The organism is Corynebacterium mustelae (genome assembly GCF_001020985.1).
In the GTDB taxonomy this organism is placed as follows: domain Bacteria; phylum Actinomycetota; class Actinomycetes; order Mycobacteriales; family Mycobacteriaceae; genus Corynebacterium; species Corynebacterium mustelae.
In genome coordinates this window covers 858,123-870,628 of record NZ_CP011542.1, presented here as the reverse complement: position 1 = coordinate 870,628, position 12,506 = coordinate 858,123, and the positions used below count along the sequence as shown (strand labels likewise).

Sequence of the window (12,506 nt, the reverse complement as noted above, 5' to 3'; positions counted from 1 at the left end):
TACTAGTCTTAGCAAGCACTCACCGCAGCAGTTTTAAGCCATCTCCCCTAAGACCACATGCCATACAAACCAATCCAGTGTGCCTGTGATCTCAGAGCCAACTGTTCTAACTACCTTCTGCGTAACCGCACTTCAAAGGCATCTCGGAGACCATCGCCCACGAAGTTAAAGGCGATCACCAGCAAAATAATTAACACACCTGGCGGGTAGAGTAACCACCAATGTGAGGAATACGCCTCCGCCAAACCGGAAGACAGCATTCCGCCCCAGTTAGCTGCAGGTGGCGGCACGCCCAGTCCCAAAAATGACAGGTAAGCCACATACAACACCGCATCGGCGACCTGGAAGGTGGCATTGACAATGACCGTACCGATTGCATTGCGCACAATATGGCTACGCACTGCACGTACCGATCCGCCACCCATACCCCGCATGGCAACGATATACTCACGCGATCTGAGTGCGATTGCTTCCCCTCGGATAAGACGTGCTGGGTTTAGCCAAGCGAATGCCCCGATGATTATAACCAAAAGCCCAACTGTTGGGGTGACAATGGTGGCGATCAGCATGAATAAGAACAGGGCGGGGATGGCCATCAATGCGTCGACTATGCGCATCATGGCGGCATCAATCCAGCCGCCGAGGAAGCCTGCGGTCGCACCCCAAATGGTGCCGATGAATGTGGCGAGCAATCCGGCCGATAGTCCAATGATGATCGACGTTTGACCACCCACCATTAGCCGACCGAGTGTGTCATAACCGACCCCGTCGGTACCGAGTGGGTGCGGACCACCTGGGTCCTGATACGCGTCAGCGAGGTTGGTATGAACCTGGTCGGTTTGGTGAATAAACGGTCCGACAAAGCAGAACAAAGTGAGCAAAAGAATGATTGCCGCACCAGCTACCGCCAAGCGGTTTTGCATGAATACCTCAAGGCCTTGCCGCACGGAGCTACGCAGAGGTTCAGAGTCATCATGATTGTTTTGTTGCAGCTTTACCTTATCATCGGTAGCTGCGGTTACTGTGGCATCTTCTGCTGCCCGCACTGGTGAGTTGTTGTGCGGTGGTTCGTGTGTTGTTGTCATTAGTTTTTACCTCCGCTACGAACACGGGGATCAGCGATGGCATAGCAGATATCAGCTAGCAGGTTTCCTAACACCGTTGCTAAGGAGACAATGACCGTGACCGCCAGCAGTACTGGGTAGTCCCGATGTTGAGCTGCCTGCCAGAACATCAATCCCATGCCGGGATAGTTAAAAAGTGATTCCACCACCAGTGCACCGCTGAATAACGCGGGAAGATACATGCCCAGTAAGGTGATGATGGGAAATAAGCTGTTGCGTAACGCGTGTCCAAAAATGATGCGGGATTCACTCAAGCCTTTGGCACGTGCAGTGCGTATGTAGTTTTCGTTGAGGTTATCGATCATTGAGGATCGAACGTAGCGCGAATATGCAGCCATGGTGACTACCGCGAGCGTTACTGCAGGCAAAATGAGAGCTTTGAAGTCGGAAAGAACCTCGCCGAGTGTGTATCCCTGGGGCGCTTCGGGCGGCAAAATAGCTAATTTTTGCGAGAAGATGATGATGAAAACCAGCCCGAGGAAGAAAAGCGGAGTTGAATACGCAAGCAAGGCGAAAACGGTACCGATATAGTCGGCAGCTTTGTTGCGTTTGACGGCTTGGAAAACACCAAGTGGCACGGCGAAGGTGACCGCTATGCAGATTGACATGAGCGATAGCACCATGGTTTTTGGCATCCGCTGAGCGATTGCCTGCGAAACCTCCTGGTTCATTTGGGTGGAGTATCCTAAATCGCCGGTAAACAACCGGCCGAGATAGCTTAGGTACTGCAAGGGTAACGGTTGGTCAAAACCGTTGGCTGCGTTGAAGGCGTCGATCTGCGCTTGGGTTGCTTCCTTTCCCAGCGCTGCGCGCGCCGCCCCACCGGGCAAGAGGTGGAGAATAGTGAAGGTGATAAGCGTGACTAGCAGCACCACGACAAGTGCTTGCAGGAAACGCTGCAAAAGGTAGCGAGTCATCTCCGTTTTCCTTGGGCTGGTTTTGGTGGGCGTTGGGCGCCGAAATTTTTGCTTTTCGACGCCTAACGCATAAGGTAGTGCACCGTTACTGGGTTATTTTCCAGTCTTGTGGGTACATTCCAAGGGTTGGGTCCTGCGGATCAATGCCCGAAATATTGCTCTTGTACGCAGACGTTTGTGCAACCGGGTTCGGCATCCACAGAACAGGCAGTTCCTCGGCGAGATAGGCGTTGTATTCGTCCATAGCCTTGTCGTCGGTACCAAACTGCGTCTTTTCAATCAATTCATCAGCCTTCGGATCGTTGTAGCTACCGAGGTTAACCGCGCCGTCGGAAGCAAAGAGCCGCTCACCGGAGGCATAAACCGGGAAGTACCACGATGATTGGGAGCCAAAGAAGGATAGATCCCAGTCGCACCCTGGATCGGTGGACTCACATTTCTGAGTTACCGATACTGAATCAGGCACTTCCTGAATATTGAGTTCGATGCCCACTTTGGCGAATTCAGACTTGAGTGATTCAAACATCTTCGATGTGGCTGAGAATCCAGACTGGCTGGTTACCTTGAAGCTGAGTTTGGTGCCTTCAGCAATGCCCTCACCGCACTTGCTGGAATCAGTACAGGTAGCAACACCAGCATTTGTGTCCCAGCCGTGTTCTTCTAGGAGTTTGCGCGCAGCTTCAGGATCGTACTTATAGGCGCAGCCTTCCATCGACCCATCAGATCCGGGTTTCTGTGGGATTGGGCCGCAGGTTGGGGCTGCGGTTCCTTGCCAAACCACCTTGGATAGGGTTGGTTGGTCAATGAGTTGTTGCATTGCCTGCCGCAGGTACTTTTGCTTGAACAACACCCCAGTTGTGGGGTTATTGAAGTTAAACGGCATGTAGGTGATAGACCAGCCGTACCACGGGCTTACGGTATATCCTTTTGATTCGATGAAGTCTTTTTGATTAATCGCACCTGCTGGGATGTAGCCATAGTCAACACCACCAGAGCGTAGAACGTTGAATTCGGCATCGTCACCGGTAAATGGTTTGTACACGATTGAGTCAAGGGATGGTTTATCCTCGCCACTGTAGTCTTTATTAGCAACGAGGGTAACTTCACCGTTTGACACGAATTTGTCTACCGCGAATGGGCCGGAAATGGTCTTCCACAGAGGGCTCGTCGCATAGCTAGATGTGTCCTTCGATGCGGCGGTGAGCTGTTCAAATACCTTCTTTGCACCTTCGTCGGTAGCGGATAGGTCCTTATCGCCGCCTGATTCGGGATCATCATTATCCCACGCGTGTTTTGGCAACGGCACCATCTTGCCCAGTTGGTTTCCAATAAACCATGCTGGCGAATATGCCTTGTCGGTGGTCAGGCTGAAGGTGCGGTCATCGATTACTTTGAATTCGGTGACGTTATCGGGCAAATGACCTTTCTTATACGAGGCCCACGATTCCTTATTGGCGTTGACCAGCCGCCACCAAAATTCGATGTCTTTGGTTGTGATCGGGGTGCCATCATTCCAGCTGCGGTCTTTCAGCGTGATGGTGAGTGTCATTCCATCGTCACTTACTTCTGGAATTTCTGCTACGGAGCGTTTTTCGTTGATGTTGTACTTCGCGTCGCTGCTGAGGTCGTAGTTGAACAGTGGCGAGTACAGGTTGTTGATGAACAGTGAGTTTTCGCCTTGGGTGTGGCCCGGCGCGCTGATTGGCAGAATCCAGCTTGGGGTTTTTAAGGCGATGGATACGGAATTGTTGGCAGCGCCACCGCTGGCTGAGCCGCTATTTCCGGCGTTGTCCGCACTGCCGCCACAGGCTGTGACACCGAATAATGCTGTTGCGGCGAGCAGAGCAATGACTCGACGAGAGCGAGAGAAACGTCGCATTGTTCTTCTCCTGTTTTCTGTGAGAACTTTGGCACGAGGCAGTTCCAGCTGAGCAGGGAAATGACCGTGTGATTGAAATGTTAGTCACGTGAAAGAACTTATTTTATGGTTTTCGGATAAATTTTTTATATTTTTAAGTGGAAAAAGTAACTTTATCCAGTTTCGGTGTTAGGGTATAGTGTGACAAACTCGATAAAAACGCCATAAGCTGCACGAAAGGAGAATCGATCTCATGGATAATCTGGCAGCCCCTGGCGCGAAGACAGTCATCAGCGAGCTTATCGACGCCACCCCCGCGGGTATTTCGCGTGCTGAAATCGCCACTGCTACTGGTTTTTCCTCTTCCACCGTGTCCAATATCGTCCGCGAACTCATCAACACCGGCGAGGTGGATGAATCCCCCACCGCCAGCACCGGTGGCAGACGCACACAGGTACTAAAACCCACACACCGCCACGATCCTATATGGCTGTCCGAAATTGGTTCTGCCCATGCCCGCATCGGTATAGCTGACCGGCCGGGAAACCTCGTTGCCACCGAAGAGGTACCCGTTTCATTGACCGACCGCCCCCAGGTTGTTCTCTCCCGGATTATCGAACACCTTAAGGTTTTATCCGAGAAAGCACTAGCAAAACCTTCCGCAGCCGCATTGGGGATAGCATTACCCGGACCGGTAGACCGTAGCTTGCAAATGGTGGTGGGTGCCGCCCGAATGCCAGGGTGGAATAACGTCCCACTTGCCCCTATCCTCAACGAACTTGTCTTAGCCCCCGTAGAGATCGACAACGACGCCCGCGCAGGTGCCATTGGTGAATGCGCCATGCGCGAAGATGCCCCTGGCACGTGGAATGGAATCTATGTCAAAGCTGGAACTGGGATCGGTGGCGCTGCCGTGCTCAACGGCGAAATCTATACTGGTGGCGGTGGGCTCGCTGGTGATATCGCGCATAATTCCGTTCCAGAGGCAGGCGATCGTCCTTGTAGCTGCGGACGCGCCGGGTGTATGGAAACCGTCGCCAGCGGCGCAGGCATTATCCGTGCCCTTGGCGAAGAAGGCATTGATGTTCATACCGTGGCCCAGGTGGTAGAGCGCGCAGAACAGTGGGATCCGGTAGTCACCGCCATGCTACGCAGTGCCGGTACCAGCGTAGGCCGGGTATTAGCGCCACTAGTTACTTTCTTAAATCCCACCGACGTGATCGTTGGCGGTTCGCTTTCTAGCATCGACGTCTTTACTGCGTCGATACGCAGTGAACTTTACGCCCGCTGCTTGCCCATGACCACCAAGGACCTCACCATTGAAGCTTCACTCACCAAGGCTGACGCTGCACTGTACGGCATGGCTGAGCTGTGCTTCGCTGCCATCAACCGCACGAATCAAGGAGCCCCTACCTCATCATGACCACATCCCGACCCCGAATTGCCATCTGTGGATTACACACCGAATGCAGCACCTTTACCCCACATATCGCCACCGCCAGCGATTTTACTGTTCTGCGCGGCGAGGAATTGCTTCAGCGCTATCCGTGGATCACACACACCGATCGCGACTGGTCACAAGCAGTCGAATGGATTCCCATCTTGCACGCCCGCGCGGTGCCTGGCGGCCCGGTCGAAGCCAAAGATTACTACAGCTGGCGGGACGAAATCTGCGAAAAACTCGCCGAGGCAAACACGACAAAAGCCCTGGATGGCATCTATTTCGATATTCACGGCGCAATGAATGTCATCGGATTAGACGACGCCGAAGGTGATCTCATCACCGCCATCCGTAACACCGTCGGCAGTGATATCTTCGTCGGCTGCACCATGGATCTGCACGGCAACGTGTCCACCACGCTGTTCCACGGTTGCGATCAACTCACCTGCTTCCGACTTGCCCCACACGAGGACACCTGGGAAACCCGGGAGCGCGGCGCCCGCAATCTCTGCCACGCATTGCTTTTCGACGCCGCCAAGCCGCACAAAGCACTCGTACATGTCCCCATTCTGCTACCTGGGGAAATGACCTCCACGCGCCTTGAACCCGCCAAATCCCTCTACGGCAGCATTCCCGAAATCGAAACTCTGGATGGGATCACCGACGCCGCCATTTGGATTGGCTACGCCTGGGCTGATGAGCCGCGTTCCACCGCAGCAATCGTAGTCTATGGCGATAACGCACCACTTGTGGAGGAAAACGCCCTTGAACTAGCTCAACAACTCTGGTCGGTACGCCACGAATTTGAATTTGTCGCCCCCGCCGCCCAGTTTGCCGACTGCCTCGATAAGGCACTCAGCGCCTCACCTGACCAGCACCCATTTATCATTTCTGACTCTGGCGACAACCCCGGCGCGGGCGGTGCCGATGACTGCACTTTTACTCTTGATGCCCTCATGCATTCCGAAGCAGTCAACCACCCGAGTGTTCTCGCTTCCATCGTTGATCCCGCCGCCGTACACGCTGCCAGCAACGCTGGTGTGGGGGCGTCGATAAGCATCCCAGTTGGCGGGCATATCGACACCACCCCACCTGGCACCGTCACTGTCTCCGGTATCGTCGGCGCACTTGCCGACGACCCCACCGGCGGCATATGCGCCCGCATCGATGTGGGCACACTACAGGTGATTATCACCAGCCGCCGCACCCAATATGCGACCTTGGACATGTACCGTCGCCTGGGGATTGAGCCGGAAGAAAAGGAGATCATCTGCGTCAAAATCGGATATTTGGAACCGGAACTCCACGCCATTGCCAAGGGGTGGATGCTGGCACTAACCCCAGGTGGCGTTGACCAAGACCTCATCCGCTTAGGCCACCACCGGATCACCCGACCAATGTTCCCCTTCGACCCGGACATGGACGAACCGGAGTGGGTGGTGGTGACCAATAAGGACGCATAACCAGCCCAGTCATTGATTTTTTCATTCTTAGACGACGAGTCTCCCAGTCATGGATCCTCGTTGTCTAACTTCTGTAAGCCATCAAACTTTGGTTTCGCATTTTATTGCCAACTGCTAGTACGAAGTTGAGGGGTTGATCATCGGAAATTTCCAGGCAGGCGAATAATTGGTGCAGTTTTTGACACGCAACTCGACCTATTCGTGTTGTGGCAGTTGGTTTCGTGAACGTGACGCGGAAAGGTCGAGTGTGGCTATGTTCACCGCACCACCGAAAACAACGCAAATCTGGGTTGACAAGATTTTCTTGCGTACAAGAACGTGTGTCCGTCGGGCTTGCTCACTACATGTGGTGGCAGTGAGGTATTGTTTTCACCATGACATTCACAGGTTCCGCTTTCGTGCGGTTGCGCAACAGCCGCTAAGGCGGTTTCCCAACCCCTCATGGGTTGAAAACCGTCCCGGTACCATAGCCGGGCGGTGTTTTGTCATGCCCGGCTCCACATCAACCCAATGGAGCACACCTGATGTCTGCATACGGACACGGCCGCCATGAACACGGCCAAAATTTCCTCACCGACCACAAAACCATCAACACCTTCGTCGATGTTGTCGCCCAAACCACTGGCCCCATCGTTGAAATCGGCCCCGGACGCGGTGCCCTTACTTTTCCGATCACCCGTCTAGGAAGATCCGTAACAGCTATTGAGGTAGACACAAAACTAGCCACCCGCCTCAAGGAAAAATCCATACCGGGGTGCCTTGAGATAGTTCATCGTGACTTTCTCACGTTCCGGTTACCGGCTACTCCCCACGTTATCGTGGGGAACATCCCCTTCCATATCACCACCGCCATACTCCGGAAACTGTTGCACGCCCCACACTGGCGCGATGCTGTACTTCTGATGCAGTGGGAGGTGGCACGCCGCCGCGCCGGAATAGGCGGAAACACACTGATGACTGCCCAATGGGCCCCGTGGTTTGGCTTCCGGTTGGTTGCCCGTGTGCCACGTTCTGCTTTCAGCCCGCAGCCGAATGTTGACGGTGGAATCCTTGTTATCCATCGGAAAGAAAACCCCGAAATTCCGATAGCCGAGCGCAAAGTCTTTCAGACGATGGTACACGCCGTCTTCACCGGGAAAGGACGCGGAATAGGTGAGATTCTCTCACGGTTAGGGCTTTTTACATCCAAGTCAGAGGCACACATGTGGCTACGTTCTCGCGGAATCAAGGCAACAACCTTCCCTCCCAAAGTGGACGTTAACGATTGGATCGACTTGTTCCAAGTGACAGGTGGCTCCCCACCCCGGAATCCATCCGGGCCTACAACGGGGAGTCGGCAACGTCGATCCGGCAACCGGAGGAACCGTAGGCGGAAAAAGTAATCCTTTTAAACCTGCTTGGGGTTGGGGAACAAACAGCTGTGGCAGGGGCCTTACCCCTAACTCGACTTTTCATCTACAAAAGCTACGAAATCCTCCACCGAATCAGGAAAAGGTCGAGCTGCCCTCAGAATCTTGTACCGGCTGCCCACCCCAGGGGCAAACCTGGGAACATCATCACCTGCCATACACCGCGAACCAACCGACAATCCCCCACCCCAAACCCCAATCTCAGGCGCAGCCAGCTTAGTGCCCCGCACCCCTAACTCGACTTTTCGCTCCCTAGGCCTTGCAATCCGCCCGCCAAACCACGAAAAGGTCGAGTTATCCCCACAAACCCGCACCATTAGCCATCTCTACCTGCGGATTTTACGAAATCCACCTTACAACTTCAGCACTGAAGTGCCACACGTCAAACCAGCACATTCCGCAATCACTGAAAGGCTCAGGTGGTACCAGGCTGTCTTAACGCAATGACTCGGAACCTACCGGGTATCCACAGATAGCAAGAGAGACCGTCTCTTTCGAGACGGTCTCTGGTTTAGTAGCGGGGACAGGATTCGAACCTGCGACCTCTGGGTTATGAGCCCAGCGAGCTACCGAGCTGCTCCACCCCGCGCCGTGAAGCGAAGAACATGTGTTCCTTGCAACGGGTGATAACTTTACCCAGCTTACAGTTAAAGCACAAATCCCCAGCATATAAGCCCGTTGTCGTGGGGTTTTATGTTGGGGATTTCACTGGGGCGTTAGTTACTTGGCAATCTTTTGGTAATCCTCGACTGCTTTGTCTAACGCATCCAGTGCCTTGCCGTATTCCTCATGGGTGCCGCTGCGGGAATCACGTAGCTTATCCAGGGCTTCGTTAATTCCCTTGATCGCTTCGGCTTCATTTGCCGCAGCTGCCGGTGGGGTCGGAACCTCTTGTGGTTTCTCCTCATCAGCTGGCGCACTATCGGATTCGGTCGGGGTGGTATCAATTCCTTCTGCTTCCGCCAAGTCCTGGGCGGCACGCGGATCGATACCAACTTGGGCTAGTGCCTCAGAAACTGTGGGTGCGTAACCAACCTGCCCCTTGTAGGAGACCAGTACGCGCAGTAGCTTCGGGAACGCCGACTCTTGGCCTTTGCGTTTGGAGTAGATCGGCTCCACGTAGAGAATTTCACCGCCACCGACCGGCAGGGTAAGAAGGTTGCCGTTCTTCAAATCCGTTGTAGCCTTCCACAGGGTTTGGTCACGGGCAACTTGGTCGGAGGAGATCATAGTGTCCTGCGCCTGTTGCGGACCCTGGGTTAGGGTGTCGGTCGGCAAAACCCTAACTGTAATCTTGCCGTAGGTTTCCGGGTCGGAGCTCACCGACATGTGGGCAGCCAAATACTGGCGGTTAAGGCCACGGAATGGGGTAATGAGCTGGAACGACGGTTTTCCAGTTTCCGGATCAGCGGCAACAACATAGAACGGCGGTTGAGCAGCCCGGTTGCTTTCATCAGCAGACGGGTCGTCCGGAACAGACCAGAACCGGTCGTTGGTGAAGAAGTCGCGGGCTTCGTCAACATGGTAGCGGGCCAAAATCGCGCGCTGCACCTTGAACATATCCTGCGGGTAGCGGATATGATCCATCAATTCGGTGGAGATTTCTTCTTTTGGCTTTACAGTGTCAGGGAATACGCCCATCCATGCCTTCAGCACCGGGTCTTGCTTATCAAACTGGTAGAGCTCCACGGAACCGTCGTAAGCATCAACCACTGCCTTTACCGAATTTCGGATATAGCCGACTTCGTCGGTAACCAGTGGCCGCTGGGCAGAGCCAACATCACCAGAGGTGTCGTTGGTTGCAGCGGTCAGGCTGGTGCGAGAAGCGTACGGCAGGCTACCTAGCGTGGTATAGCCGTCGACGATCCACTTGATTCGGCCATCGATAACCGCCGGATAGGTGGTGGAATCGGTGGTCAACCACGGTGCAACTTTGTGTACTCGGGTACGGGGGTCACGTTCAAAAAGAATCTTCGATTCGGAGTTTACTCGCTCGGAAAGGATGAGATTGAGCTCTTGGTATCGGGCAGCAAATGCAGCACGGTTGAAGAAATTACCAATGTCGACGCCGCCTTTACCCGCATAGGTGTAAGTGGAGGAATCGGTGTCGTATTCCACCGAATTTCCGTTATCGGAACCAACCACGGCGTAATCTTTACCGTCTTCGGCAGAAGAGATCAGCGGGCCAAAATACACACGAGGTTCTTTGACCACGATGCCTAGTTTCTTTGCGTCCTCATCGGTGGTTTGTAAATCAGAAACCGTAAAGACGGGGTAGCCACCGCGAGCGGAGCCAACGTCACGTGCGACTTCGTCCACCTGGTTAGCTTGGGCTGCCACGAACCCATTGCCGTGGGTATAAACAGTGTGGCGGTTAATCCAGTTTTGCTGGTTTTCCCGCAGCGAGTTGGGGTTGATTTCGCGGGCGGCGACCACGAAGTCGCGCAATTCACCGTCGATCTCGTAGCGATCCATCGCCAATGATGCTGGGAAGCCGTAGAAGTTTTTCAGCTGCTGCAGCTGGGTAAACGTTGGCGAAATAATCTCTGGGTCGAGCAAGCGGATGTTAGAAACCGTGGCAACATCGGAGGCTACCGCGTCTTTACTTGCACCCTTAGCACCCCAGTTCTCCTGGTAGGTGACGTTTTCGTTGGTGAGACCGTAAGCGAATCGGGTTGCCTCAATGTTGCGGGAGATGTATTCGCTTTCTTTCTCCGCACGGTTGGGTTGAACCGAGAATCGTTCCATCATGATCGGCCATGCGTTTCCGATCACAAGTGAGGAAAATACCATTAACACTGTGGTCAGCGCAGGAATCCGCAAGTCTTTCAGGAAGATAACACTGAAGAAACTCACTGCCACCAAAATGGCGATGAACAGCAGAATCAATTTAGCTGGTAGCACCGCATGGATATCGGTATATGACGCACCAACAAAGGTCTCATGGCGATTGAAGAGCAGATCATAGCGATCCAACCAATACCCCACCGCTTTCAGCAGCATCCAGATACCTGCGGTTATTGCAAGTTGGATTTGTGCATAGCGAGCGATGCGGGATTTCTGGCCAGCTGCCGCATTACCAGCGGTAATATTGCCAAGGAGGTAGTGTCCGATCAGGGCGACAATAAAGGCCAAAACCAGAAGTGTTGATAACGTTCCTACCACCAACCGGATCATTGGCAAGGTAAACGCATAAAATCCGTAATCTACACCAAACTGCTGGTCGGTTATCCCAAAGTCTTGGCGATTTAAGAATAGTTGCACTACCCGCCAGCTTCGTTGACCTAAGAAACCAGCAACCACGCCGACAACAATCGGCAGGAACTTCAGTGCTTTACGTGTGGTGCGATCAAGCTGTTTGCGGTACTCGTACATCTGCCGATCAAGCTCAAACATCCGAGATTCATCGGATGGCTTGCCTCGCAAGGTGATGGTTGCTGCAATCCACACAATGAGCGCGGATATCAGACCGAAGCCGATAAACAGTGCGGCACGAGTCAGGATTACTTTATTAAACACCCCCCTAAAGTCCACTTCGCCGAACCACAATAGGTCAGTATAAAAACTGATGAGTGTAGGGACGATGGTGCCTAAAATGAACAAAACCAACACAATGATCGACACCAGTCGTGGGGGTCGACCAACTTGTGGGGTTGGTGGAGTTAGGCCAGTAGCCAACGCCATCTCCTTTTTCGTTGTTGGGGCTAATCACAGGTAGTCTCCTACTTTACCGACTTATATCTGGGAAGGACAGTGAGCAATGACGAGCCAAAACCATGACCGGGAATCTATGCCCCAAGCATTAAATAAAGCAATGCGCGAGGCTGTTGATTTTATCCATGCAGAAGGGTGGGACGCACCGCCCACACTGTTTGGGTTGGTTCCGGCAAGATTGCTCGTTGACGTTATCGACGATGCAGAAATTGAGCAATCCCCGCTTGCGCTGGTGGTACAGGACGAACTTCCGGATACGATCCTGCCGGGTTCTGATGAGCTCGGCGACTACATTTCGCGTGTAATGTGGCCGGACGAGGTAGTTGGAGCCATTTTGGCCCAAGAGATTATGTTTAGCGATGCCGCTGACCCCGCCGGAACTCCACGTGCCGCCAGGCTTTTCAGCGGGGTGCTGCGCAGCGACGTCGAATTGACGTTACTGCAGCTTCGCCCCACCGAAGAGGAATTGGCCGAGAAAGGCCCGTTCGCTGAAGATGACATTCAGTTGCGGGGCGGGGCGGGCATAGCACCAGGGGTTATTGCAGCACTTAAGGCCACTTTTGAGTAGAATAATCCTCCT

Annotated in this window: 8 protein-coding genes and 1 tRNA gene; 4 read left to right on the top strand and 5 right to left on the bottom strand. The window is 53.7% G+C overall.

Annotation, left to right across the window (positions count from 1 at the left end; genetic code table 11):
* Window positions 1–110: 110 nt before the first annotated feature.
* From CMUST_RS04020 to CMUST_RS04010, 3 genes are all read right to left on the bottom strand, one after another.
* Window positions 111–1,085 carry an ABC transporter permease gene (locus CMUST_RS04020; RefSeq protein WP_083987409.1) on the bottom strand — a complete coding sequence of 325 codons (975 nt, stop codon included), beginning with the start codon at window positions 1,083–1,085 and terminating at the stop codon, window positions 111–113.
* The gene (locus CMUST_RS04015; protein WP_047261431.1) at window positions 1,085–2,041 is read right to left on the bottom strand and encodes an ABC transporter permease; all 957 of its coding nucleotides are present in this window, start codon (window positions 2,039–2,041) and stop codon (window positions 1,085–1,087) included. Before CMUST_RS04015 ends, CMUST_RS04020 begins: the two co-directional genes overlap by 1 nt.
* Window positions 2,042–2,126: 85 nt before the next feature.
* Window positions 2,127–3,920 carry a peptide ABC transporter substrate-binding protein gene (locus CMUST_RS04010; RefSeq protein WP_047261430.1) on the bottom strand — a complete coding sequence of 598 codons (1,794 nt, stop codon included), beginning with the start codon at window positions 3,918–3,920 and terminating at the stop codon, window positions 2,127–2,129.
* 232 nt (window positions 3,921–4,152) lie between these two features.
* Here CMUST_RS04010 and CMUST_RS04005 point away from each other — a divergent pair, with 232 nt between their 5' ends.
* The 3 genes from CMUST_RS04005 (at window position 4,153) to erm (ending at window position 8,185) form a co-directional block, all read left to right on the top strand.
* Entirely contained in the window at window positions 4,153–5,322 is a 1,170-nt protein-coding gene (locus CMUST_RS04005; protein ID WP_047261429.1) for an ROK family protein, read from the top strand.
* A complete protein-coding gene (locus CMUST_RS04000; protein WP_047261428.1) occupies window positions 5,319–6,803 on the top strand; it encodes a M81 family metallopeptidase in 1,485 nt (494 codons plus the stop codon). Before CMUST_RS04005 ends, CMUST_RS04000 begins: the two co-directional genes overlap by 4 nt.
* A gap of 524 nt (window positions 6,804–7,327) precedes the next feature.
* Window positions 7,328–8,185, top strand: a complete 858-nt coding sequence (gene erm / locus CMUST_RS03995; RefSeq protein ID WP_047261427.1) for a 23S ribosomal RNA methyltransferase Erm — start codon at window positions 7,328–7,330, stop codon at window positions 8,183–8,185.
* A gap of 542 nt (window positions 8,186–8,727) precedes the next feature.
* Here erm and CMUST_RS03985 read toward each other — a convergent pair.
* Both CMUST_RS03985 and CMUST_RS03980 read right to left on the bottom strand, forming a co-directional pair.
* A tRNA-Met gene (locus CMUST_RS03985) sits at window positions 8,728–8,801 on the bottom strand.
* Between the two features lie 131 nt (window positions 8,802–8,932).
* On the bottom strand, window positions 8,933–11,896 hold the full coding sequence (locus CMUST_RS03980; protein ID WP_144414120.1) for a UPF0182 family protein: 2,964 nt from the start codon (window positions 11,894–11,896) through the stop codon (window positions 8,933–8,935).
* Between the two features lie 76 nt (window positions 11,897–11,972).
* Here CMUST_RS03980 and CMUST_RS03975 point away from each other — a divergent pair, with 76 nt between their 5' ends.
* Window positions 11,973–12,494 (top strand): PPA1309 family protein, encoded by a 522-nt coding sequence (locus CMUST_RS03975; protein ID WP_047261425.1) that lies wholly within the window; start codon window positions 11,973–11,975, stop codon window positions 12,492–12,494.
* Window positions 12,495–12,506 lie beyond the last annotated feature (12 nt).